Annotated in this window: 17 protein-coding genes; 9 read left to right on the top strand and 8 right to left on the bottom strand. The window is 39.0% G+C overall.

Annotated elements, in window-relative coordinates; genetic code table 11:
• The first annotated feature begins 185 nt into the window (after positions 1-185).
• Together ACT29I_RS23490 and ACT29I_RS23485 are read left to right on the top strand one after the other, a co-directional pair.
• Entirely contained in the window at positions 186-2270 is a 2085-nt protein-coding gene (locus tag ACT29I_RS23490) for a S9 family peptidase (RefSeq protein ID WP_430933381.1), read from the top strand.
• Positions 2271-2538: 268 nt separating this feature from the next.
• Complete coding sequence (locus ACT29I_RS23485; protein ID WP_444794582.1) at positions 2539-3699, top strand: metallophosphoesterase; 1161 nt, start codon at positions 2539-2541, stop codon at positions 3697-3699.
• 477 nt (positions 3700-4176) lie between these two features.
• On the opposite strand, the gene ACT29I_RS23480 is transcribed toward ACT29I_RS23485, so the two are convergent.
• The 8 genes from ACT29I_RS23480 to ACT29I_RS23445 all read right to left on the bottom strand — a co-directional run bounded on the left by ACT29I_RS23480 (position 4177) and on the right by ACT29I_RS23445 (position 13532).
• Positions 4177-4632 (bottom strand): DUF1801 domain-containing protein, encoded by a 456-nt coding sequence (locus tag ACT29I_RS23480; protein ID WP_430933378.1) that lies wholly within the window; start codon positions 4630-4632, stop codon positions 4177-4179.
• Positions 4633-4696: 64 nt separating this feature from the next.
• Positions 4697-4927, bottom strand: a complete 231-nt coding sequence (locus ACT29I_RS23475) for a DUF2007-related protein (protein WP_430933377.1) — start codon at positions 4925-4927, stop codon at positions 4697-4699.
• Positions 4924-5718, bottom strand: a complete 795-nt coding sequence (locus ACT29I_RS23470; RefSeq protein ID WP_430933376.1) for a 3-keto-disaccharide hydrolase — start codon at positions 5716-5718, stop codon at positions 4924-4926. Before ACT29I_RS23470 ends, ACT29I_RS23475 begins: the two co-directional genes overlap by 4 nt.
• A 1087-nt stretch (positions 5719-6805) precedes the next feature.
• Complete coding sequence (locus tag ACT29I_RS23465; RefSeq protein ID WP_444794581.1) at positions 6806-7336, bottom strand: DUF1697 domain-containing protein; 531 nt, start codon at positions 7334-7336, stop codon at positions 6806-6808.
• 10 nt (positions 7337-7346) lie between these two features.
• Positions 7347-8537, bottom strand: a complete 1191-nt coding sequence (locus tag ACT29I_RS23460) for a DUF438 domain-containing protein (RefSeq protein ID WP_444794580.1) — start codon at positions 8535-8537, stop codon at positions 7347-7349.
• A gap of 248 nt (positions 8538-8785) precedes the next feature.
• Entirely contained in the window at positions 8786-11047 is a 2262-nt protein-coding gene (locus tag ACT29I_RS23455) for a TonB-dependent receptor domain-containing protein (RefSeq protein ID WP_444794579.1), read from the bottom strand.
• A gap of 104 nt (positions 11048-11151) precedes the next feature.
• Entirely contained in the window at positions 11152-11565 is a 414-nt protein-coding gene (locus tag ACT29I_RS23450; RefSeq protein ID WP_430933371.1) for a hypothetical protein, read from the bottom strand.
• A 740-nt stretch (positions 11566-12305) separates the two neighbouring features.
• A complete protein-coding gene (locus tag ACT29I_RS23445; RefSeq protein ID WP_444794578.1) occupies positions 12306-13532 on the bottom strand; it encodes a hypothetical protein in 1227 nt (408 codons plus the stop codon).
• A gap of 181 nt (positions 13533-13713) precedes the next feature.
• On the opposite strand from ACT29I_RS23445, the gene ACT29I_RS23440 reads away from it, so the two are divergent.
• The 7 genes from ACT29I_RS23440 (at position 13714) to ACT29I_RS23410 (ending at position 26225) form a co-directional block, all read left to right on the top strand.
• Positions 13714-15519, top strand: a complete 1806-nt coding sequence (locus tag ACT29I_RS23440; RefSeq protein ID WP_430933368.1) for an FAD-dependent oxidoreductase — start codon at positions 13714-13716, stop codon at positions 15517-15519.
• Positions 15520-15726: 207 nt separating this feature from the next.
• Positions 15727-17007, top strand: a complete 1281-nt coding sequence (locus ACT29I_RS23435) for a glycoside hydrolase family 117 protein (protein ID WP_430933367.1) — start codon at positions 15727-15729, stop codon at positions 17005-17007.
• A gap of 37 nt (positions 17008-17044) precedes the next feature.
• Positions 17045-18337 (top strand): glycoside hydrolase family 117 protein, encoded by a 1293-nt coding sequence (locus ACT29I_RS23430; RefSeq protein ID WP_430933366.1) that lies wholly within the window; start codon positions 17045-17047, stop codon positions 18335-18337.
• A 120-nt stretch (positions 18338-18457) separates the two neighbouring features.
• Positions 18458-19747, top strand: a complete 1290-nt coding sequence (locus tag ACT29I_RS23425) for a glycoside hydrolase family 117 protein (protein ID WP_430933365.1) — start codon at positions 18458-18460, stop codon at positions 19745-19747.
• Between the two features lie 9 nt (positions 19748-19756).
• Entirely contained in the window at positions 19757-22072 is a 2316-nt protein-coding gene (locus ACT29I_RS23420) for a family 43 glycosylhydrolase (protein ID WP_430933364.1), read from the top strand.
• Positions 22073-22088: 16 nt separating this feature from the next.
• Complete coding sequence (locus tag ACT29I_RS23415; protein ID WP_444794577.1) at positions 22089-23732, top strand: sodium:solute symporter family protein; 1644 nt, start codon at positions 22089-22091, stop codon at positions 23730-23732.
• Positions 23733-23945: 213 nt separating this feature from the next.
• A complete protein-coding gene (locus tag ACT29I_RS23410) occupies positions 23946-26225 on the top strand; it encodes an FAD-dependent oxidoreductase (protein WP_444794576.1) in 2280 nt (759 codons plus the stop codon).
• Positions 26226-26298 lie beyond the last annotated feature (73 nt).

Raw genomic sequence — 26298 nt, 5'->3', positions numbered from 1 at the left:
GACAAGTTATGCCTCGTTTCAGTAAAGCCTTGTTTTATTGCACTTTCAATGTTCACGACGAAGTTCTAATGCATAATTCGGGTTAAAATAATTATACATCCGAATCTTCAAATGAATATTTGGAACTCTCTAAAACGTGTTTTAAATTGCGCTAAAATAATTTATCCATTCGTTAAAACAGAAACATGAAAATAATACACTTACCGTTAATCCTGCTTTTATTTCTATTTTCCTGTAATACTCCTTCTACTAACAATACTATTGGTTTTACGAACAAAGGAATAAAGCTTAACAGTACTAAACTTACCCCTGAAATTATATGGCAATTGGGAAGAGTGGGCAATGTTTCTTTATCGCCCGATAACAAGCAGCTGCTCTATACGGTATCTTATACAAATATAGAAGAGAACAAATCGTATACCGACATATACAGGATTGCACTCGAATCTGGTGAAGTAAGGCAGATTACAAATTCCAGACTTAGCAAATCAAGCGTAACATTCAGTCCCGATGGAAGTAAGATTAACTACCTATCTTCGGAATCCGGCTCATTACAGTTATGGGAAATGAATCCCGATGCCTCCGATAAAATACAGGTTACAGATATCAACGGAGGCATAACAGGTTACGTATATTCGCCGGACATGAAACACCTGGCTTTTACCGCACAAGTTAAAATGGATGAAGATATTCATGATTTGTACCCTGACCTTCCACATGCCGATGCAAGAATTGAAAACGATTTAATGTATCGCCATTGGGATAGCTGGGAGGATGGTTCCTATAGCCATGTTTTTGTGGCTAATATAGCTGATGGTAAGGTAACCGATAACTATATTGATATCATGAAAGATGAGAGGTTCGATTCACCATTAAATCCTTTTGGTGGTATAGAACAAATCAACTGGACAATGGATTCTAAAAAAATCGCCTACTCCTGTAAAAAACTATCAGGTAAAGCTTATGCCCTTTCCACAAATGCCGATATTTATTTGTATGACCTGGAAAACAAATCCACTACCAACCTTACCAAAGGCATGGCCGGGTACGATCTTAATCCTATCTTTTCGCCGGATGGCAAATATATGGCTTGGGAAAGCATGGAGCGGGATGGATACGAAGCGGATAAAAACAGGTTGTTTTTATTGGATCTAACTTCCGGTGAGAAAAGGGATTTAACGGAAGGTTTTGATCAAAATGCCGGAGCGTTGGCATGGTCAGACAAAAGTGACAAGATTTGGTTTACCAGTAACCATCTTGGGCCATACCAAATTTACCATGTAGAGCTTAGCTCGGGAGACATAAAACAAATAACAAAAGGCCAGCAAAATTACACTTCGGTATTTCCGTTGGTGGATCAAGTGGTAGCAACAAAAACTACCATGAACCACCCCACTGAAATTTATATGGTAGACACCAAAACTGGTGAAGACCAGGAAATTTCGTTTGTAAACAAAGACGTATTGGCTCAATTAGAAATGGGTAAAGTGGAAAGTCGATGGATCCCAACTACCGATCACAAAGAAATGCAAACCTGGGTAATATACCCGCCAAACTTTGATCCCCATAAAAAATACCCGACACTATTATATTGCCAGGGAGGCCCGCAAAGCACCGTCAGTCAATTTTGGAGTTTACGCTGGAACTTTCAGCTCATGGCTGCCAACGGTTATATTGTTGTTGCGCCAAACAGGCATGGCCTACCCGGGTTCGGACAAGAATGGAATGAGCAAATCAGTGGTGATTATGGCGGCCAGAACATGAAAGATTATTTTAGCGCCATTGATGCTTTAGCAAAAGAGCCATACGTGAATGAGAATAAATTAGGTGCAATTGGTGCCAGCTATGGTGGCTTTTCGGTATACTGGCTGGCCGGAAATCATAACAAACGTTTTAAAGCCTTTGTTTCACACTGCGGCATCTTCAACTTGGAACAGATGTATTCCACCACAGAAGAGATGTTTTTTGTGAACTTTGACCTGAAAGGCGCCTATTGGGACAAAGACAACACGCTGGCTCAAAACTCCTATGCCAATTCTCCTCATAAATTTGTTGGCAACTGGGACACCCCCATTTTAGTTATTCACGGACAAAAGGATTTTAGAATACCTTATACTCAAGGCATGGGTGCTTATAATACGGCTAAATTAAGAGACATACCCGCCCGTTTTTTATTCTTCCCCGAAGAAAACCATTGGGTACTTCAACCACAGAATGGTATTCTGTGGCATCGTGAATTTTTTAGATGGCTTGATACCTATTTAAAATAGGTAGAATAAAAAGGTGAAAAATAAGAAACAGATACGAAAAAAAAGCGCTGACTTTTATAACATTAAAGAACTTCGTATTTATCCTCAGGAACATTTCCGGGGATATTTTCTTATCACTTCATTACTCAATTCGGGTATTTGAATACTGGTTATTTCCCAGTAGTACTTTTTTTACACCTAAAACCCAATTAAACCTTTATTTTTGTTTCTTGTTAGAAAACCGGCTCTCCTGGTTAAAAAAGACAAGGGAAAAATTACACACCACACAATGAAAAATATGCGTTTTTTAATTTTCTTTGGGATTATTTTGGGAATTCACTTTTTGGTGAACTTATATATTTATAAGCGGGGTGCTCAAGGGATTGAAGCTATGCCTCAACTGCTTCCTTATCTGCGAGGAATAATGTTGTTCTTGGTTTTGGCGTATCCGGCGGGTCGCTTTTTAGAAAAAATCTGGTATTCTCCCATTTCTTCGTTTGTTCATTGGAGTGGTGCATTTTGGTTTGCCGGAATGCTTTATTTTGTGCTTGTTATTTTTATGGTTGATTTGGTCAGATGGAGCAATATGTTGTTTCATTTTATGCCGGACAAACTAAACGACAATTATGCACAAATCAAATTAATTACAACCTATGCTGTAACCGCAATTGTGGTTCTCACGGTTGTAGTTGGGCACATCAATGCCTGGACACCCAAAATTGTAAAACAAAACATCAAAATAAATAAACCGGGTGGAGATAGGAAGTCCATTAAAATAGTAGCGGCTTCGGATATTCATCTGGGAACGATTATAGGGCCGCGAAAAACAGGGAAACTGGTAAATACCATCAATTCGTTAAACCCGGACATCATATTGTTTGCGGGCGATGTGGTTGATGAAGATGTCAAACCTGTTATCGAACAAAATCTGGGTGAGAACCTGCTTCAGCTTGAAGCCCCTCTGGGAGTTTACGCTTCAACGGGGAACCATGAATACATTGGTGGGGTTGACAGGGCTGTTGAATATCTGGAAGAACATGGTATTCATATACTAAGGGACGAAAGTGTTTTCATTGACAGTTGTTTTTATATTGTGGGAAGGGAGGATAAAGATAGAACATCCTTCACGCGTATGCCACGAAAATCAGTTGAGGAACTTGTTAGACCTCTAGACAGGCAAAAAACCATTGTAATGCTCGATCATCAGCCTTACAACCTGGAAATGGCCCAAAAAGCAGGTATTGACTTACAGATTAGCGGACATACCCACCATGGACAACTTTGGCCTTTTGGCTATATCACACAAAAGATTTTTGAAGTGAGCAGAGGATATAAGCAAAAAGGCAACTCTCATTTTTATGTAAGCACGGGCTTTGGAACCTGGGGTCCTCCGGTACGGATTGGGAACAGACCCGAAATTTTAGAGTTTACACTGGAGTTTGAGCAGTAGAATACGGTGACACTGAGACCCCAAGGAAATGATTAAACCAGCCATATGCATTCGAATTTCTGTTACGCAATTAAACTGCTTCAACACAAGGTGTTTCACTAACTTGCCTCAACTCACAAAAGGGTGCTGCCTTGTTTCAGCAACGTCTTGTTTAATGGCATTTTAAAAACTCATTATGTGTCTTTAATACATATCCGGATTAACTAAACATGCGCTTATAGGTTGTACAACCATATCATTTGCAGGTCCTTCTACACTTTAATAACACGCTGGATGCTGATATTTCCATGGATTAAGTAAAACAATAGGCACTTTCAGCGCATATAAAACATTGACCTAAAGGGGCAATCCGCAAAGCACAAGGCTGTCTTTAAAAATATATTATTTTACCCTGCAAAAGAATATTACACGGGGAAAACAGTGAAAATTACGAATTGTAAGAAGTACTAATTAATCAATAGCAGCCTATTAGACATTTCACCTTTTCACATTTTCCTCATACAAATTGATCCAGTCCTGAGATGTCATTTTCCGAGTCAGTTCACCAATAAGTTCATAAGGAATATCATCCCATTTTTTAAAACGAATGCAACTCTTGCCCATATCCAATTTATACTTACCATGTTTTGGGTATTCTCCCACAAACCAATCGTGCAATTTTTTATCGGCATAAATTCCTGAGTGATATAAAGCAACAAAATTCTTTTGCGATGCTATACTCATAAAGGGCAATGGTAGTTTTGGATCACAATGGTACCCGGCTGGGTACAAGGAATGCGGAACCACATAACCAATCATGCCGTAACTCATGGTTTCTTCAAATCCTTCAGGAAGATTTTCAAGTATTACATTTCTGAGTTTTTTAAAGGCACTTTGCCGATCTTCGGGAAGTTGGTTGATATAGTCAGCGGGAGAATCTGCTTGTATTTGCATGGTTATCGGCATTAATGTTAACAGATACATAACATATAACCGGTTATTTGGTTGTCCCTATTGACTAATTTTTCGATTTTTTATAGGCCTCCACAATTACTTGTGCAATTTGTTGATCTGCTTCATTAACCATCACCTTAACCCCTTCTGCAACAATAGGTTCGTAAACATATGAATTCAAGGTATTATTTTTTAAGAAACAATTGATACCATTGGCTTTCAGCATACTTTTCACCATTTCGCTCTCCCATAACGAACCTGAATATATCTCAACAATTCGACCTCTGTCTGTCATAATTCCTTTATCTTTATTTCACTAAACTCTACCCCCTGTCCTTCAGATTGTAATCCAATATATCCATCGGTCAACGGTTTACCATCAATTTTTACCCTTGGATCATAACCTTTAACAACTCCGCCGCCTATCGAAGGATTACTGTAATGCAATACAGTATCCCCTTCAACAATGTGAAATACTGAACCTCCTTTTACAATCAACTCAACGCTAATCCACTGATCCCATTTATACGTCGAAGAGGTTGATTTTATACAATGTCGGGAATCCTTTTTCCCATTAAAAACAATATTTGTTCCCGGCGTACAAACATTTCCCGTAGGTCTTTGCTCACCTTCTGTTTCCTCCGCCAGCAGCTGATATTCTACAGATATTGGCCAGTTCTGTTCTTTTAAAATGGTCTTAGGATCTTGGGAATGAAACATGACACCGCTATTGCGAAAGGTAAATACAGGTGCGTCATTTAACCACTGATCGGTGAAACGATATTCAAATTTTAAATGATAGGAAGAAAATGGCTGGTAATAGAACAAATGTCCAAAACGTTCGTCAAACCGATTATACCCGTCGTAGTTAACTTGAATTTTACCGTCAACGACCCTGAACGTATTGGCGTAATTATCACCTAACTTATGATGATTTAATTTCACCACCCACCCGTCAAGGTTTTTTCCGTTAAACAGATATTTCCATTCTTTATCTTTTTTGCGATTTTCTATGGAGGAATTGAGTCCACAACTCAATGTTACCGACAAAATAAAAACTCCCCATATCATATTGACCTTACACATCTGATTTATTTTATATTCCCGATTCTATAACCCGTGTATTTCGCCTGTTCCTCCTCTTATAACTACATTAATAGAAGACCTGTGCCCCAAATAAAGTGTAACATCCTTACACCACATACTAGATATATCTTCACCAAAAACACATGAGATATTCGGCTTATTGATTAAACTTTATACCTGTTGAACAAATAAGTACCCATCCAAAGCAAGCCATTAATTGCATATTATATAACAGATATCCTTATGTTTCCAAGATGACTTAAAATGTTGAATAGCAAGAAAAAAGAAGCATGGTTTATTTTGTTAATCTATTAATATTCAACATATTAAATTTGCGATATTTTAAAAGCCATACTAAATATTAAAAGTACAAAAGTTTTCTCAGAGACAAATGAATTTCTTAATTAGAGTGAAAAAAGAATTTACACCATACTGGAACTAGTAAAACCTCCACTAAGGGATTGTTTATCATCAAAGAAGACAATACTAAGAAAAGAGACTACACACCATACATCATTGGCTGTTATTTTCTTACCGAAAAAGTTATCAACATTTTCTGTTATTTATTTTAGCTTCACCATTGAATGCATTTTAAGCGTCATTTTATGCCCCAATACATAGCTATTGCTCACTATCTTCCCGATACCGAAACTTTAAAAATCTCTAACTATCTTCACTTATACATTAACGGGCCTATTTTTTACCGGTGTAATGTCCATCATAAACCCAATTATTATTACATCCTTTAAACCTGGCCGGATAACCCTGTTTCCAACATGGTAGTTGCCAATTCGGTTAGCCTCATTTCCCTAATAACCTAAATACGACAACAATTAGGATTATTCCTGCCAGAGTTATATAGGCATAAGGGCTTGCGAAGTTAAAAGTTTGGCCTAAAGCGGGATTGAATTTGGGCACTATTAATCGTGGGTCTTTCCTGTTGAAATAAAATGGTCCATGCCAATTTCCGGGATCCTTGCTCATCCGGTTCAACATTTCTGTTTCCTTTTGGTTTCTCATCATATGTGCTTTTTGTCTGTACTAAATAAACTTACTTTTCAGTTTTTCTAGACAATATAAAACATGCTTATCTACTCAACTCAAGAAGCTTTAAAACAGTTTTCCAATTTCGGGTAGTTGCTGGTACTTTAAATTTACTTTCGAAAAAGTGGTTGCTTAGCTTAGTTTGATGATATTTTCCTTTGATGCAGAGAAACACATCATTCTTGTCGATGACAAACTGATCTGGCTCAAAATTATAGGATTCTGCTTTTAAACGGTTGTCTGAACTAGGTATATCTTTTAAAAACGTAAGATGTAGTTGGTTTATACCTATCTCACCTTTATCAAAAGGGTTATTATTAACGATATGCTCCAATTCTTGAGCCGATCGAACGATTACAGGTACTTCAAACCCATATTTATCTGCAATAGCCTGTTCAATCTTATTCCCTATTTCTAGGTTACTCCATGGCTGGTCAGCATTAAAAATTACATTGCCGCTTTGGATATAGGTAACCACGTCTGTAAAACCTATACCTGCAAACAACAGCTTTAAATCTGCCATGAGGATTTTTCTTTTACCGCCAACATTTATGCCTCGTAAAACCGCCACCATTTTATTTATATTACCAATCTAACAATCTTTTTTCGCCTTCCAGTTTCCTGATGTCCGATATTTCCTGTGAAACTTCAATCACCCCTTTGTATTCACCCTGTTCGTTTCTTACCGCAAAATATTGGATAAGAATATATTCTCCCCTCATTTTAATCCAAAAATCGGCCCTGCTTTTTTCTCCACTTCTAAATGACCGAACAATATTTTCTACCACATGCACACTTTCGGGCGGATGACAGTTGTTTACTTGGCGCCCTATTATGGCCTTGGTCCGCGGGAATATTCTTTTAGGAGGTGTTGAAAAATACCGCACTTTGTCGTGCTCGTCCACGTAAGTGATATCAACGGGTAAATGATTAAAAATAAGTTTGAGCTGCTCCACACTTAGCTCTCCTGTTCCAAGATTTACCTTTCCGTCTTCGAAATCTTCTTTTTTATCGCTCTTTGCTACTTTTGCAGGCTGAACATAAGGATATCCCATCTCAAAACCTTCACGGTTCATTGCGGCCAGCTGTTCTTCGCTGATAGTAGACAGGATATAGGGAAAAAGAATACGCTCTTCACGAAACTTAATGGCCAGCATATTAAAAAAGATATCGCCAACACAACGCTTAAACGTTTTTAATTCAACGCTATCATTCGATAGCTGATGGATCACCGTTTTTATATTCTTTCTGATATCGTCATGAAATGACCACATAATTAGCAAACACCTGTAATCGGACGAGTTTTTTTCAATCACCGGAAACAGCACATTTTCTTTAATGGTATAATGTGCTACAAATACCTCCAACTGCCGAAATAATTGGAGCAACTTTTTTTTGCGTTCAATGTGCTCCACATCTAAAACAAAATCTTTAAAAACAGGCTTTATCTGTTTTAGTAACAACTCCATTTCCCTGTTGTTTTGCTCAAGTACACCCAAAAAAGAATCTATTGCTGGTATTATCCTTTCAAAGTTCTCAATAGGTTGGTGGAAAATATTCAGAATTTTATTGGTCAGCACCTTAATATCATCCATCGGATACCCTTCTTTTATCAGTACATCAAAAAGGGTGATAAAGTCTGTAGGTATTACCGTTTCAATAAAGTCTTTATTCCCAACAATAAATTCACGAGCACTGCCAGTTTGCAATATGGTTTTGGCAACTTTTAATAATATTGTTAATCTCTTATCCTTCGTATTTGTAAATTCCGACATATGGTGCAACTATTAATATTTCTACATTAATTTACGGACTAATATACAATATACTTATATTTTAATGCATATTTACAAACTAAGATGTTTAAAAATAAAGGATGGCAACGATAAATCACCACCCTCTATAAAATTCACATGTATTTATTAAATTAAATCATAGAACCTGAAAAAAATGCATAAGCAGTTTAACATTGATATCAAATTACCTTTTTACTTTATTGGCTTTGTGCTTTATAAACTTAGTATTAAAAACTTATATTCAACGAACCAAACACATTCCTTCCCGGAGCAAAAATAGGATCTGTTGTTCCACGCACCGAACGACTTAAGTGTTCGTAGTAATTCTCGTCGAATAGGTTGTTTACACCTGCGGCAATCTGAACAGCATTGGAAATTTGATACGATAGTTTTACATCCAACAATGAAAATGATGGTGTTTTTGTTTCTCCATATTCAGATGAAATGCGCGATTGTTCCATTACATGACGGAAGTTAAGCTCTGGCCGAAACTTATCCCCCAAAAATGACCCTCGCAATGTATATCTAAAATCAAGCGGCGCTATTTCTGGCAGAGGTTCTCCTCTTTCCAAATCTTCGGCATAGGTGTACGCTAAACCCATTTGATGCCGCAGCCCCGCAAATAGTTCCTGTGTCCAATTAATCTCGAGACCGGTTTTAAAAGCCTTATCAATATTTACAAACTGGCGTACGCCGGGACTGTTGGGCAATCTTGCGGTCAAATTGGTGTCGATCACCGATGAAATAAAGTCCTGCATAAACGAAGCAAAAAAATCAAAATCTATGACTGATTTCTTCGTGGCCCATTCAAAAGTTAAATCCACCTGGTTGTTGATCTCCGGATCTAAGTTTGGATTACCCAACATCTCGTAGGGATCTTGCCCTACGGGAAAATAATTAATAAAACGTTCTGTTAATCCTGCACTACGTTGCGCTCTGCCTAGCCATAGTCCTAATGTAACCGTCTTATTCAATTTTAGTGAGGTTCCCAAACTGATGCTCGGGTTAATCTGTGTCTCGTCTGTTTGGGAGTACACTTGCATAAACTCCGTACTACCATCGTTAACTTTAGAGTTATTAACCTCCATCCTACCAGAAAAAACAAAGTGATATTTCTCTGTTTCGAGATGGTACTCTCCAAACAATCCCCCTTTAGCGATACGACTATCTTGCCAGGCATTATCCTCAACTGTTTTTCCTGCATTGGGCCCCATCAAAAATTCGCGAACCCTGGTTCCCTCCGCTCCTTCCACGCGCCAGTCTGCCCCTGCAAATAGGGTTCCCTTCGTAAACTTCCATACTCCTTCGCTACGCCCCCCGTAGTTATGAGTCTTTGCCGGAGTTTCAGCATTCATGGTTCGCGGATCCAGGTTTTTCAGAAGATTATCCATTAAGTGATCTACAAAAGAGGCAAAAAAAGTAGTATTCCAGGATTTTAGCCGATCATTGTTAATGTTCATATCGTGCCGGGCGTTCATCATCCAGGTATCATCTTCCCGCAAGTCCATTGGCAGTGCAGGAAAATCCACATCGCGAGCCATATTGTAAATGGCGGAAACTCTCAGTTGCTGTTTAGAGGTAAGCTTAAGTCCGATAGTAGTTCCAAAACTCCCCCTCTCAAAGTCGGATTGAACAGTTTGATCATTTCCTGCCTTATAATCATCCCCTTGTGCCCAGGCTCCAAAAAAACTAAGGTCATAGCTTTTGCCACGAAACCCTAATTGAGCCTCACTAGTTAAGGCCGATCCATTACTTTCGTAACCTGAAGATAATCTGCCATAAACATCAGTTTTGTCCGTAAACTTAAGCTTGGCGGGAACAAAGTTTACTGTTCCTCCAAAACCTGTCCCATATCGCAAAACGTGCGGGCCTTTAAGCACCTCAATCTTATCAATCATGTTGGGCGCCACCTGGCTTGTAGGCGGATCCATCCTGTTAGGACAAGCAGCCGTAGCGCTTTGGGCTCCATTTAAAACGATATTGAGCTGGTCGTATTTAAATCCGCGTAAAACGGGGTCAAAACCATACTTCCCACTTTTGCGGATACTGTTTAGCATGGGTGTCTGATTTAACACGTCCGCCCCATCGTGCGCCATTCTGTCCTGATATCCCAGTTTCAAACTGGATGATGGTGTTTGACCTGGCCGAACAGCTAACACCGTTACCGGGTAAAGACTTACCGAGACACTTTTTCGATAGTATATTCCGGGTTTAAATAACTGTACTAGTTGATCTGCACTCCACTCCCACTCTCCATAGTTGAGATGGGACAGTTTCATGCTAACTTCTTCTTTCCAAGTAAATTTAATCGTTCCGTTTTCGTCAGAAACGCCTGTTTGATTTCCATACACATAAGTTGCACCTTGAATAGGCATCGAACTCTCCTCATCCAGCAACTTGATGTGTTGTTGTGCATATATTCCGGTCATGTTCATGAGTAACAACATCAAAATCATGAACACATGCTTGATAGTTTTTTTAAATTTCATAAAATGATTTTAGGTTGATCCAATTTTGTATACCAGACACAACGCTTTAAGGACTGTACATTTGCGCACGCCAAAAGCACTCTCCAATAGTTACATGGGGAGATTTATAAAGTAAATTGTAATAAGAATTTCGGAGGTCGGAAAAACTTATTTATATAACCGGATCTTTTGAATGGTGTATTAAAGTATTGTTTTTGCTTTTCTTTAATCGATGAATTAGATTTTAATAATATATCAAATTCAGGCAGAAATAAATTTAAAACGGAATTTTCCTTAAAATTTTTTGACGTTTCGCTTTGAGGGTTTTCTTGTGCTTTCTTTAATTGCTTTTTTAAATGGCACTTACCATTACAAGTGTTATCAGGCTTATCTTTATTAACGCAAAGTACCTTGGCAATATAATCCTGGTGTATTTTAAAGTCGATGACAATCCAAATCCTGCCAATGGTTGGAAGCAAGAATAAGATGATGGTTAATATGGATAGAGTTTGCTTCAAAATAATACCATGAGTTACCATTATTTATTAGGAGAATATACTATTTGCATTTTCAATTCCTCAAGGAATCATTTTTGGACTACATATCCAGCTTAACTTCTTTTTAGCCATTTGAATATTTCAATTTTGCTTCTTTCGTTATATTACTAGTTGCGACCGTTACATTCTTATTCGGAACATTTTCAGAAAGTTTAAATGTTTGAATATTTCTGCCTTTTTTGATTTACATATTCCGATACCGGTATCTTTAGCATAGAACCGGAACACGTTGGTTTTATGATTCATTTCGCATCCAATCAAAATAAAACCATTAAACTTCTAACCTCCCATACCCAAATTACAAGTGCGCCATAAACTAGAATAAAGCAGCGGACCGTTTGATAATTACATGTAATACCAGGTAACATCTAACATTACCAATCCCCAAATGGCAAGTATAAATTTTGAGATATAAACAATATTACCGAATTGCACAAAATAATATTAAAACAGCAATACCAAAACGCTACTCCCTCCTAAAATCAACGGTGTTAATTTTAGCTCCATAAGTAAATGAAGATTACACAGTAAAATAAGAAAAGGAGCGGATGTAAAGGTGGTTGCCGAGATAAAATATCCCTCATTGCCAATCTGGTCTGTATTACCAAAAATATTATCTTTTACAGACGCTAATTTACCCATAGTGCTACAGTAAGAATATGTATTTTGCGAAGGTTCCTATTGATTAAACCACTACAATTTAATAGGAAATATCCCAACTATCAAAAATCTTTGTCAAAAACACACTCTTTTTCCACAAATAACTTTACATGATCAACAGAGCCACTGCCGTGAAATTCAACGGTAGTCCCAACGATTTCGCCAATAGAGTTTTTATACTCTCCTGCAAAAACTTCTTTGTTATTCACCAACAACTGAACATTTTTTGATTGGTTCGTGATTTCTACATCAAACCACTCATTGCGATTAACGACAAGACTACTTAAGTCCTCTTCTAATCCGGTCCTTTTAATTTCACTAATTCCATAAGAAGAATAAGTGCTACAACCTTCGCCTACAAATTTAAAACTAATCTCTCCACTAGTCCCCACCACAACAACATAAGTAGAATAACAACGAACTGCAGGCCAAAACGAACTTGTTTTTAACCTGGCTTTATAAGTAAATAAATCCCCATTAATTCCTGTTTTTTTGTAATTATCCAAGCGTACGGAAATGATTTCAGTAGTATCAATTCCTAAAGATGATATCGTTTTGGGAGAGACATGGAAAACATTACTTTTAACTGCTTTTTCTAACGGAACCGGATAATACCGTTTTCGCGTTTCTGCATTATAATCACCAAAATAGTAATAGGTGAAAGCCTGCCAGCCATTAGTTTTAACCAATATTTTGTCGGACCGCGCAATAACCTCGCCTCTACTCCTCAGTTTAGCCTCAAACTGCCCGGGATAAGCATAAAAATGAGAGATCGCTTTTTGATGGTTGACCTGGTGAAATTCTGAATTGTCTCCAAAATCAATAAAAACAGAATCCTGAGTTTCTTGTATTTCAAGATCGAAATAGGCTGTTGTTGGGCAATTGCCTTCTGTTTTAACCAACTGAATAGTGGCCTGAATAGGACTATTTTTTATTAAAGTTTTATTATTATCGAAACTGATGGTATAAAAAAAACCAATAACAATAATTAGCAAAGGAACCAGATACCATATGTATTTTACACTACTTTTTTTAGGATTAGTAGTAAAATCAAATTCAGTATAGTTAGCAAGAGCCTCCAGGGTACTTTCTTGTGGCGAATAATTTGCATCTGTCTTTACCTTACCAAATATTCGCTTTAGTGTAGCTACGCTTATCAAGACTTTGGTCTGCTGATGGACCGAAAAACTGAGATCTTCAAAATCGCGATTTTTCCAATTCACCCCCCTTCCGCGGTTAAACTTTTTCTCTACCTGTTTTAAAATTTGCCGTGTAATATCCTTGTTCATTCTTGAGATTCCATATAAATCCCCAAATACAAAACACTCATTTATACACACTTAACCTATTCACTGTTTTGTTTCGGGAAAGAATAAGCTAATATGTGAAAATTTCTGATGTTATCCATAATTTTAAGGTAGAAATCAGTTTATGAAACTTAATAGGAATCACTACATCTATATCAGTGTTATGGATAAAATTCTAAATAAACTAAGTAAAGTAATATTCATATTACTTCTTTGCACTCTTAATATACATGGACAACATAAGTATTTATTAGAAGCAGAGTCTTTCAAAAATCGTGGTGGTTGGAAAGTAGATCAACAGTATTTCGATATCATGGGATCGTCATATTTATTGGCGCATGGTATGGGCGAATCAGTCAAAAATGCTTCAACCAGTATTGTGCTGCCTAAAAAGGGAAAATATCATATTTGGGTGCGAACAAAAGATTGGGCGCCATTTCCTGTTGGACCGGGTAAGTTTCAGCTTAAAATAGGAAAGAATTATACCAAAGAGTTTGGCGCTTCTGGAGAAAAAGGATGGAAATGGTATGAAGGGGGTACAGTTCAAATAGATGATCCTTCCAGTATTAAAATTGTATTAAAGGACTTAACTGGTTTTGCCGGAAGATGTGATGCGATTTACTTTAGTTCAAGCAAAAGAGATGTCCCACCCAATGATTTAAAGACCATGAATCCGTGGCGCAAAGCGCTTTTAGGTTTATCAGATACTCCTGAAACTAAAGGGAAATACGATGTAGTGGTTGTTGGAGGCGGAATGGCCGGTATTTGTTCGGCTGTTGCAGCATCACGAAGTGGATTAAAGGTTGCATTGATTCAAAATCGTCCTGTATTAGGTGGCAATAATAGCTCTGAAATACGTGTTCACCTGATGGGGTATATCGACAGGGAAAATGATTATCCGGCATTGGGTAGAATAGTGCGAGAGTTGGATAATGGTGATCCTCATAATGCCAATATTGATGGCAAAAAGTATGGCGATAAACGAAAAGAAAGTGTGGTTAACTTTGAAAAGAACATCGACCTGTATTTAAATATGCATGCTTATGAAGTAGAAATGGATGGGGCAATAATAAAAGCAGTTATTGGTCGTCATATTTCAACCAACCAGGAGCTAAGATTTGAGGGTAGTTTTTTTGTGGACTGCACCGGTGATGGAACCATTGGCTACGTTGCAGGTGCTGATTATCGTTATGGCAGGGAGAGTAAAAAAGAAACAGGCGAATCATTAGCGAGAGATAAAGCGGACACCTTCTGCCTGGGGACGTCAAACATGTGGCATGCTTCTAAATTCGATGATGTTTCTTCATTCCCGGAAACGCCATGGGCCCTGCAGTTCTCCAATGAATACTTTTTAGATGGTCCTACATCGGAATGGTTTTGGGAAACCGGTTTTAATAATTTCGATGCACTTTCTGAAGCGGAAGAAATTCGCGACCACAACTTTAGGGCTGTTTATGGAAACTGGTCGTACCTGAAAAATAATTTGAAAGAAAAATACAGTCATTATAAACTGGATTGGGTTGGATATATTGGAGGTAAACGAGAATCCAGAAGATTAATGGGCGATTACATTTTCTCGGAGATGGATCGGGATCATACTAATCCTCGTCAGCCGGATGCCTTTATTCCTACAACCTGGTCTATTGATTTGCACTATCCACAAGATGAGAATAGTACATATTTTAAGGGTCAGGAATTTCTTTCAAAAGCAGTGCATAAAAGGGTAAAACCGGCGCATGTTCCATATCGTTGTCTCTATTCTCGAAATATCAGCAACTTATTTATGGCGGGTCGGGATATTAGTACCACCCACGTTGGTTTTGGTTCAACGCGAGTGATGCGTACCACTGGATTAATGGGGGAAGTTGTTGGTTATGCAGCGAGTCTGGCGGTTAAATATGGTACCGATCCAAGAGGTATTTACGAAAAACATCTGGAAGAATTGAAAAGCATATTAAGAGGTGAATGAAATTAACACAATAATTTATTAATCAGTCATGGTGATCAGTTTCCCCTTCATAAAGGAGGGGGAATGATGTGAAGGCACGGGGAATCAGATATTTTTTTTTAGAACTAAGTTTTAGCATTTCATAAACTAAAAGCATCTGCCATCTTCTTCGTTGAGATACTCCTCCTTTGTATGGAGGAAAGCCAACTGCCGTAAAAAGAATATAAAATGAAAAAACTAACTTATTTTTTAACAGCATGTATTTTTATTGCTTGTACAAATCAAAAAAGCAATACCGAGAGTAACAAAACACCTTTTCCCTATACCATCACGGAAGAAACAGCTAACAGGGAGGGAATGAGTGCTGCCATGAAACGTAGTTTCCAAAACTACAGCCATATTCATCCTCGAAACAATGAGTTATATTCTCAATTTAAATATACACCGGTTAAAGGATTGGATTACAGCAATCATGATGGAACCATTACGCGTCGTGATCCTTCAAAGGTAATTTTTGAAAATGGAAAATATTATGTCTGGTATACCAAGCGTGATACCCCTGTTATTCCGGTAGGCGCAAAAAATGCCCAAAAAGCCAACGACACCATACCATCAACCGATTGGGATTTATCAGAAATATGGTACGCGACCAGTGAAGACGGTTTTACCTGGAAAGAGCAAGGAGTAGCTGTACCGCGCCCACCTAAACCACATGTAGGATGGCGTTCGGTTACAACTACCGATGTACTCAAGTTTAAAGGGAAGTTTTATTTGTATTACCAGGGTTTTATGGAAGCCAGTGGGTTAAAAGGCGATTATTGTCCTGTGGCTGTATCATACGCTGATTCACCAGATGGCCCCTGGACGCCAACCAACGAAATCGTCATCCCTAATGGACCAGAAGGTGCGTGGGATCAATATGCTATTCACGATCCTTATCCTTTGGTACATGATGGTAAAATCTACCTATACTATAAAAGCGCATTTAACCGCCCTGAACCGGTTTGGGTAGGTGGTGGTCTGGCCATTGCAGATCACCCGCTAGGACCCTTTAAAAAACATCCACTGAACCCTGTTTTGAATTCAGGTCATGAGGTAACATTATTCCCTTTTAAAGAAGGAGTTGCAGCTATTATTGCCAAGGATGGCAACGAACATTTTACCGTTCAATATGCCAAGGACTGGGTAAACTTTGAAATAGCATCAATCACCGAAATGGTTCCTATCGCAACCGGACCTTTTGTTCCTGATGCTTTTACAAACACAAAATATGGACAAGGGATTACCTGGGGAATGTGCCACTTCATCAATGCAGGGAAATACGGTGTGAACCAGCATTCTATTTTGGCTCGCTTCGATTGTGATTTAAGTCTTGAAGTTGATGACCCAAACATGAAACGGACAGGACTATGGCAAGATATTGACATCTATTTTAAACAAGGATTAAATAAAGAACAAAGAGAGCGAATTGAAGAGCAAAACAAGAAATTGAAAAAAGAAAAGGAGTAAACAGGCAACTGTCAATTACTTAAGAAATCAATCTATTATGAAAATAAAATCTACAATAATCGGAGCACTATTATTTGGCATATTCAGTTCTTGTACTACAAAACAAGAACAAACCAGGGGTACATTTGAACCTCAGGTGTTCCCGCATAAAATGCCTACAGAGAAACCTGATTACCCTATTAGCTCTGCAGTTGACCGTATGTTCGATTACCCAACTCCACGGGTTCAGGACAATGAGCTGTTTTCTCAGTTTAAATATACACGTCTGGAAGGATTTGATTATAACGGTGGTGATGGAACCATCTCTCGTCGCGATCCTTCTCGCCCTGTTTTGATTGATGGCAAATACTATATGTGGTATACTAAACGACACACAGAAGTACCACCAATTGGCTGGAACAGGGCCGCTGAAGCTACCGATGTGATACCTTCTACGGATTGGGATTTATGCGACCTATGGTATGCTACCTCAAAAGATGGCTTTACCTGGGAAGAACAAGGGGTGGCTGTAGCCCGTCCTGAAAAACCGGCATTGGGCTGGCGCTCTGTGGCTACTCCCGATATATTAATATGGGAAGGAAAATACTATTTGTATTTTCAGGCTTTTAACGAGCCTAGCGGAACCAAAGGAGACTGGTGCCCTATATCCATGGCTTATGCCGATTCTCCTGAAGGACCCTGGACGCATACAGGAAAAGTGCTGGTACCTTTTGGTAAAAAAGGAGAATGGGATCAGGACCAAACACAAGACCCACATTTAATTGTTTACAAAAATAAAATCTATTGCTACTACAAAGCAGCCTATAACAAGTGGCCTGATGTAAGAGATAAATATGCAGTAGCCCATGGTTTGGCCATTGCCGATAATCCTTTTGGTCCTTTCGAAAAGCACCCTTTAAACCCGGTTTTAAACTCAGGTCACGAAACCACTTACTTTCCATTTAAAGAAGGGATTGCTGCTTTAGCCATTAAAGACGGTAACGAAGCACAAACCATGCAATATGCAGAGGATGGTGTAAACTTTAATATTGCTGCAACAGTGGAACTTACTCCAACAGCTTGTGGCTTTTATACACCAGATGCTTTTACAGGGACAGAATATGGCAGAGGGGTGACCTGGGGCGTTTGTCATTTTATCAACGCAGCTACTTCTCCTGATAAGAAACACTCTATCATAGCTCGAGTAGATTGCGATTTAAGTCTCGATGTGGATGAAAAATGGTTTAAGAGTACCGGTGTATGGCATCGACCAGAAGTTTATTTTAAGCAAGGTCTCGGAGGAATGAGGAAGCAGAGGATAGAGCAGTCAACAGTCGGCAGTCAAAGGTAAGTAGTTAAGCTCCATTAGTATGGAGTGTAATCCCAGATGTATAATAAAACATTAAACCGGAGCATCACTAATACATAACACTATAAAAGAGCCATTGGTGTCGGAAAAAACATAAAGATCATGATAAGAAAAACTAAAGCGAAACTTATTTATGTTGTTTTGGCAACAGCAATATTTACTTCATGTTCAGAAGGATCAAAGGAGCAAGTAAGTGAATCCCAAGGTGTATTTCCATTTACTATGCCTGAGGAAAAACCCAATATTCCCATGAGTTCATCTACCGAACGAATGTTTAAATACGATGCCAAACGAGTTCAGGATAATGAACTTTTTAGTCAATTCAAATACACTCGCTTGAAGGGTTTTGATTATAATGGTGGTGATGGAACTATCTCGCGTCGCGATCCTTCCAGACCTATCCTGGCTGATGGTAAATACTATATCTGGTATACCAAACGCCATACGGAGGTTCCTCCGGTAGGCTTTAGCAGAGCAAAGGAAGCTACGGATGTCATCCCTTCTACTGATTGGGATTTGGCCGATATTTGGTACGCTACGAGTGAGGACGGCACCACTTGGGAAGAACAGGGACCAGCGGTAGAACGTCCTGAAAAACCAAAATCAGGATGGCGTTCATTGGCAACACCTGATATCCTGGTTTGGAAAGGCAAATACTATTTATACTACCAGGCATTTGATGAGCCAAGTGGATTACGGGGTGACCTTTGCCCGGTTTCAGTATCGTACGCCGATTCGCCTGATGGCCCATGGACACATGGTGGCGATGCGGTAATACCTTTCGGAAAAGAAGGTGAATGGGACCAAAATGCAACGCATGATCCACATCCTATTATTTTCAACGGAAAAATTCATATCTACTATAAAGCTGCCTACAATAAATGGCCGGATAAACGTGATAATTATGCAGTAGCACACGGGTTGGTGACTTCAGAAAATCCTTTAGGCCCATTTAAAAAGCATCCGCTAAATCCAGTAATGAATTCAGGTCACGAAACCACTTATTTTCCTTTTAGAGATGGAGTAGCTACTTTGGCTATTAAGGATGGGAATGAGCGCGAGACCATTCAATATTCAAAAGACGGTGTAAATTTCAATATTGCTTCATGTATCTCATTCGCACCGACTGCCGCAGCGCCGTATATTCCCAATCTTTTTACAGAAGGAAAAGGCAACCGCGGATTCAAATGGGGATTGTGTCACTTTGTAAATGCAGGAACGCCTACAAGTACATACTCTATCATGGCTCGTTTTGATTGCGATTTAAGTTTGGATTTTAACGAATCTGGTTTTAAAAAGACGGGTGTTTGGCATAGGCCGGAAGTATATTTTGAGCAGAGCATGGAATCGCTTTATTTTCACCCTGAGGGTAGGTACAAAAAGGAAAAGTAAAAACTTCTTATGATGAAAATTAGATATTTTATAACGGCAATAGTGTGCTGCCTATCAATACTTATTCAGGCTCAAACCGACTTCAATTTTGCGGAACTACTCCCCGAGAAGTTTGATAAAGCAAATATCATTGAGGAAGAAGATTACAATGTGTGGGGAACGAATATTATAAAAGGAAACGATGGAAAATACCATGCTATTTACTCGCGTTGGTTAAAGTCAAGAGGTCACCATGGCTGGGTAACACATTCCGAGATTGCTCATGCTGTCTCGGATAAATTGACAGGTCCTTATACATTTAAAAACGTAATTCTTCCTGCTCGTGGAAGGGATTTTTGGGATGGTGACTGTACTCACAATCCCCACGTAATGGAATATAAGGGTAAATATTACCTATACCATATGGGTAACCGGGGAAGCGGTTACTGGGACAATACACCTGATGACAGGATGCCGCTTTATAAAGATGCTGAGTGGTGGGTAAATCGTAACAATCAACGCGTTGGTGTAGCTGTAGCCGATGATTTAAATGGTGAATGGAAACGTTTTGACAAACCATTGATAGATGTAACCGGCAACCGAATGATGACCTCAACTCCAACTATTTCTCGCAGGAACGATGGCATATTTTTATTGGCTTATAAGTATGTTGAACCTCATCCGAAATTTAAAAACGGAAAAGTGGTTCATGTAACCGCTACATCACGTTCTCCAATGGGACCTTTTGCGGATACGGGTATACCATTTATCACACACCCAACAGCAAGTTTTGCTATTGATGATCATGTGGAATGGGTATTCAACGGTAATTATTATTGTATTGCCAAAGATTCTCGCGGAGCCTGGAGTGATTATCCGGATGGCTCTACTATGTTGTTTGAGGGTGATGATATGGGCCTTAGATGGAATCCAGCTAAAAACTTCTTAGTGCTTAAGGCAGGTGAAATAAAGTGGACAGATGGTACGGTTACCAAAACAGCCCGTACTGCAGATATGCCTAAATTCTACATGGAAAATGGAATACCTAAAGCGCTGATTATCGCGATCCTGCCAAAGAATAGTGAGATTTCGTATTCATTGGTAATTCCATTAAAAACACCTAAGCCGGGTACTAAAGCTTTCCCTTATCAGGTAACTGAATATTCTCGTGATTATGAGTTGAGTGCTGCTTTAGATCGTAGTTTTAATCAATATCCGTCGTATGTAAATGCTGAAAATGAGCTGTATAGCCAATTTAAATACACCAAATTAACTGGACTTGATTATAACGATGGAGATGCTACCATAACCCGTCGCGATCCTTCTAAAGTGCTGTTTGAAAATGGTAAGTACTATGTTTGGTACACCAAACGTCATACTTCTATACCTCCTGTAGGAAGGTTTTCAAAGGATTACTCCGTAATGGAAATGGAAGGAGATAAAATAACCTGGAACGATACTATTGCAACAACAGATTGGGATTTAGGTGAAGTTTGGTATGCAACCAGCAAAGATGGATTCCACTGGGACGAACAAGGGGTGGCAGTTACACGTCCGGAATACCCCATTCCAGGATGGAGGGCGGTTGCAACACCGGACATTCTAAAGTTTAAAGGAAAGTATTATTTATACTACCAGGCATTTACGGAGCCTAGTGGAGTACGTGGTGATTATTGTCCTGTAGGTGTAGCTTACGCTGATAATATCAATGGTCCGTGGACACATGTTAATGAGGTAGTTATTCCAACCGGAACAAAGGGAGAATGGGATCAGTTTGCCATTCAAGCACCAACACCGTTAGTACATGATGGAAAGATATATGTGTATTATAAAGCGGCATTTAACCGCCCACAAACAGTCTGGAGTGGTATTGGTTTGGCTATTGCTGAAGACCCACTGGGACCATTTGAAAAACATCCATTGAATCCTGTTCAGAACTCAGGACATGAGATTTGCTTTTTCCCATGGAAAGAAGGAGTGGCTTCTTTAACTATCCGCGATGGTAGCGAACACTTTACCATTCAATATGCAAAAGACTGGGTCAATTTTGAAATTATGGCCATTACTGAAATGATGCCTGTGGGACCTAATGCCTATATTCCTGATGCTTTTGCCGATAATGGTGATGGACGCGGTATCACCTGGGGTATCGGTCACTTCATCAACTTTAAAGGAAAGGAAGCGAAAAGATGGCATTCAGAATTATACCGTTTCGATTGTGATTTAAGTCGTGACATTCACGACCCGGAAATGAAACATCATAATTTTTTAAGAAATCCGGACGAGTATTTCAAATATGGATTGAGCAAAAAGCAAATAAAACGAATTAAAAACGCGAATAAATAGAAAACGAGATTATTTTATGGGACATATAGATATCATAGCCATATTTGTTTTTACCGCACTGGTTTTTATCAGCGGAATGAGTTTTTCTCGTTCTGGTAAAAATATGAAATCATTTTTTGCTGCCGGCGGTGCACTTCCCTGGTGGATGAGCGGGCTATCGCTTTTTATGAGTTTCTTTTCGGCAGGAACATTTGTCGTTTGGGGCTCCATTGCCTATCAGAGCGGTTGGGTTGCTATTGCCATTCAATGGACCATGTGTATTGCAGGTCTCATCATTGGTTTTGTTATCGCCCCTAAATGGCAAAAAACAAAAGCACTTACTGCCGCCGAATATATTACAGACAGATTTGGATATAGAACACAGAAGATTTACACTTACCTGTTTCTTTTTATTTCCATTTTTACTACCGGCGCTTTTTTATATCCGGTAGCCAAAATTGTAGAAGTATCCACAGGTATTCCAATTTATGCCAGCATTGTTTTTCTAGGGGTGCTAATATTGATTTATACTGCAGTAGGCGGACTATGGGCCGTAATTGTAACTGATGTACTCCAGTTTGTGGTATTAACAGCAGCCGTATTGATTGTCGTACCTTTGTCGTTTGATGCTATTGGTGGGATAGATAATTTTATTGCGAAAGCTCCCGATAACTTTTTCAATTTTGTTAATGAAGAATATTCACCTTCCTTCCTGGTGGCATTTGGCTTATATAACCTCTTTTTTATAGCTGGTAACTGGGCGTATGTACAACGATACACCAGTGTGGCCTCTCCAAAAGACGCCAAAAAAGTAGGTTGGTTGTTTGGAGGTTTGTATGCAGTTAGTCCTTTAATATGGATGTTACCTCCCATGATATATCGTGTATTAAATCCTGATTTGGGTGGCTTGGCTGATGAAGGAGCTTACCTATTGATGTGTAAAGAAGTACTGCCTGTTGGAATGTTAGGTCTGATGTTAGGAGGTATGATATTCGCTACATCAAGTTCGGTAAATACTACCTTAAATATTTCAGCAGGTGTTTTGGCCAACGATGTATACAAACATTTTAATCCGAACACCACCGATAAAAAACTGGTAATGGTTGGTAAGTGGTCTACTGTTGGTCTTGGTATCCTAACCATCATCATTGCCCTGATGGTACCTTATTTTGGAGGCATTGTTGAAGTGGTGATGACCGTGGCTGCACTTACTGGAGGAGCTATGTTTTTGCCACCTATCTGGTCGCTGTTCTCTAAAAACCAAACAGGCAAATCTGCATTAACGGTAACCATCATCTCATTACTAATTAATGCTTTCTTTAAATTTTTGGCTCCAACCTTACTTAATATTGAATTGGGGCGTGCCATGGAAATGGCTTTGGGTGTTGGATTGCCAGTGGTACTAATGGCTATTTACGAAATCATTTATATCATTAAAAAAGCTGAAACAACACAATACAATGAATACCAAAAAATATTAGCCAGCAAAGGTTCTGAAGAAACAGAAGCAGACGAAGGGAACAAACGGGGTGCCCGTGTAATTGGAATTGGAGTTGCTGCCACCGGTGGCATTGTTCTTATACTGTCTTTCCTGGCAGAAAACGGTGCTGGACTGGTTGCTGGTATGGGTATAGTTGTAGCATTGCTGGGCTCCGTGATTATTTATAGAAATAGAGGGTGAACAGTTTAACAAGAATCTGTTAACAGTAATTTACTATCGCCCCAAAAGACAATATGTAATAAGAAGAAGGAAAAATGTAAAGAGGAGGCTGATAGATGATGGGCTTTGAGAATAAAACCCTTACTGGATAAGAAACACGTGTTGTAAATCAATTTTCACCACAGAAAAGAGTAGAATTGATTTACATGATGTAAAATAAAAAAATCTAAAAATATGATACAAGAGGAATATTCAATAGATAAACGACATAATAAGCAAATTCAAATTCAGGCTGATTTTGTAGTGATTGGAGGTGGGCTTTCAGGTGTTTGTGCAGCTATCACAGCAGCCCGCAAAGGAACAAAAACAGTATTGGTACAGGACAGACCTGTGCTGGGTGGAAATGCCTCTTCTGAGGTGCGCTTGTGGGCTTTGGGTGCAACCTCACACATGGGAAATAACAACCGATGGAGTCGTGAAGGTGGTGTGATTGACGAGATAATGGTGGAGAACCTTTATCGAAACAAAGAAGGGAATCCAGTGATTTTTGACACTGTATTATTGGAGAAAGTAGTGAATGAGGAAAATATTACCCTACTGCTGAATACCTCAGTTTCAAGTGTTGAAAAGTCGGATGGCAGAAACATCAAAAGTGTGTTTGCCTTTAATAGTCAAAATTCTATCGAATATACCATTAATGCTCCATTGTTTTGTGATGCGTCGGGAGATGGCATCGTGGCTTTTCAGGCTGGAGCCAGCTTTAGAATAGGTGCAGAATCAAAAGAAGAATTTGGAGAATTATTCGCACCGGATAAATCTTATGGACAGTTATTGGGACACTCCATGTTCTTTTACACGAAAGAGGTGGATCATCCGGTTAAATACGTAGCACCATCATATGCTTTAAAAGATATTACCCAGATACCTCGCCACAAAATCATCCGCAAAGATATGACAGGATGTAATTTTTGGTGGTTTGAATATGGTGGGCGTCTGGATACCATTCATGAAACAGAGGAGATCAAATGGGAACTTTCTAAAGTTATTTTTGGCGTTTGGGATTATATCAAAAACTCAGGAGAGTTTAAAGGCGTTGAAAATCTGACCCTGGAGTGGGTTGGTAATGTTCCGGGTAAACGTGAGAGTCGTCGTTTTGAAGGTTTGTATATGATGAAACAGCAAGATGTTCTCGGACAGCAAAGCTTTGACGATGCCATAGCTTATGGTGGCTGGGCGCTTGACCTACATCCTGCTGATGGTGTATACAGTGAGTTGTCGGGATGTACCCAATGGCATTCCAAAGGGGTATATGATATACCTTATCGAAGCTTTGTAAGTAAGGATATTGATAATCTGTTTCTGGCGGGTAGAATCATCAGCTCGTCGCATGTGGCCTTTGGTTCAACCAGAGTGATGGTGACGTGTGGCTTTGGTGCTCAGGCGGTAGGGATGGCAGCAGCCGTATGTAAAGAGGATAACTTGTTGCCGGCACAAATACTTGAGAAGGAAAACTTAAAAAAACTACAGAATGAATTAAACCTGACTGGTCAAAGTATTTTAAATGTACCTATCGATTCAGCCAGTAACCTGGTAAATGTTGGTCAACTTTCAGCATCTTCCAGTTTAAAGCTTTCGCAAATACCAGCCGATGGAGATTGGTTAAGGTTAGATGTTTCTGCGGCTCAATTATTGCCGGTGAAAGCAGGTCAAAGATATTCGTTTAAGGTAACTGTTAAAGCAGAAGAGACTACGGAACTTGAGGTTCAATTACGTAGGTCTGAAATGGCAACGAACTACACACCGGAAATTATCCTGGAATCAAAAACGATTGGATTAAAACAAGGAGAACAAGTCATTGAATTCAGCTTTGATGCAACTGTTGAAGAAGATTTATATGCCTTTGTCACCTTTATGCAGAACAATAAAATCAGCATACGCGAAAGCAAAGAGTTGATTACAGGTGTGATGACGGCCTTCAACGGAGTTAACGAAAAAGTATCAAATGACGGTAGTCAAAGACCACCTAAAGGAATTGGCGTGGATGAATTTGAGTTTTGGATTCCTAATCGTCGACCGGAAGGTAAAAATATGGCCATGGAAATTACACCAGCTATCGAAGCATTTAACGTTCAGAATTTAGGGAACGGATTTGTTCGTCCCTGGCTTACTGCCAATGCCTGGGTTGCTGATTTAAATGATGAAAAACCAGCATTGAAAATCGAATGGCAAGAAGAAAAAGAAATATCCGAAATCACCTTGTTTTTTGATACTGATTTTGACCATGCCATGGAAACCGTGCAATATGGTCATCCTGAAGATGTGATTCCGTTCTGTGTTCAAAATTATGTCATCAAAACATTAGACGGAGAGTTGGTAAGAGAAGTAACCGGGAATTATCAAACGATTAATAAAATAAGTCTTGATACGGCTTTAAAAACGAAAGGTTTAGTGATTGAAGTTGAACATCCTTCAGCCCATGTACCTGCTTCTGTTTTTGAGGTGGTTTGTAGGTAATAAACCCCAACGGGGTTAGACATGAATAGCCCGGGGTTTTAACCCCGGGTATAGTAAAGAAGTAAATCCGACG

Source organism: Saccharicrinis sp. GN24d3 (genome assembly GCF_052400645.1).
Lineage (GTDB): Bacteria > Bacteroidota > Bacteroidia > Bacteroidales > Marinilabiliaceae > Saccharicrinis.
The sequence above is the reverse complement of the archived record's forward strand: the minus strand, read 5'-3'. Positions and strand labels throughout refer to the sequence as shown.

Bases quoted from the DNA above. Each gene is read 5' to 3' on its own strand.
- ACT29I_RS23465 (WP_444794581.1), bottom strand. From the start codon at position 7,336: ATGGTGGCGGTTTTACGAGGCATAAATGTTGGCGGTAAAAGAAAAATC.
- ACT29I_RS23410 (WP_444794576.1), top strand. From the start codon at position 23,946: ATGATACAAGAGGAATATTCAATAGATAAACGACATAATAAGCAAATT.
- ACT29I_RS23455 (WP_444794579.1), bottom strand. From the start codon at position 11,047: ATGAAATTTAAAAAAACTATCAAGCATGTGTTCATGATTTTGATGTTG.
- ACT29I_RS23420 (WP_430933364.1), top strand. From the start codon at position 19,757: ATGATGAAAATTAGATATTTTATAACGGCAATAGTGTGCTGCCTATCA.
- ACT29I_RS23480 (WP_430933378.1), bottom strand. From the start codon at position 4,632: ATGCAAATACAAGCAGATTCTCCCGCTGACTATATCAACCAACTTCCC.
- ACT29I_RS23490 (WP_430933381.1), top strand. From the start codon at position 186: ATGAAAATAATACACTTACCGTTAATCCTGCTTTTATTTCTATTTTCC.
- ACT29I_RS23425 (WP_430933365.1), top strand. From the start codon at position 18,458: ATGATAAGAAAAACTAAAGCGAAACTTATTTATGTTGTTTTGGCAACA.
- ACT29I_RS23415 (WP_444794577.1), top strand. From the start codon at position 22,089: ATGGGACATATAGATATCATAGCCATATTTGTTTTTACCGCACTGGTT.
- ACT29I_RS23445 (WP_444794578.1), bottom strand. From the start codon at position 13,532: ATGAACAAGGATATTACACGGCAAATTTTAAAACAGGTAGAGAAAAAG.
- ACT29I_RS23430 (WP_430933366.1), top strand. From the start codon at position 17,045: ATGAAAATAAAATCTACAATAATCGGAGCACTATTATTTGGCATATTC.
- ACT29I_RS23435 (WP_430933367.1), top strand. From the start codon at position 15,727: ATGAAAAAACTAACTTATTTTTTAACAGCATGTATTTTTATTGCTTGT.
- ACT29I_RS23470 (WP_430933376.1), bottom strand. From the start codon at position 5,718: ATGTGTAAGGTCAATATGATATGGGGAGTTTTTATTTTGTCGGTAACA.
- ACT29I_RS23485 (WP_444794582.1), top strand. From the start codon at position 2,539: ATGAAAAATATGCGTTTTTTAATTTTCTTTGGGATTATTTTGGGAATT.
- ACT29I_RS23450 (WP_430933371.1), bottom strand. From the start codon at position 11,565: ATGGTAACTCATGGTATTATTTTGAAGCAAACTCTATCCATATTAACC.
- ACT29I_RS23440 (WP_430933368.1), top strand. From the start codon at position 13,714: ATGGATAAAATTCTAAATAAACTAAGTAAAGTAATATTCATATTACTT.
- ACT29I_RS23475 (WP_430933377.1), bottom strand. From the start codon at position 4,927: ATGACAGACAGAGGTCGAATTGTTGAGATATATTCAGGTTCGTTATGG.
- ACT29I_RS23460 (WP_444794580.1), bottom strand. From the start codon at position 8,537: ATGTCGGAATTTACAAATACGAAGGATAAGAGATTAACAATATTATTA.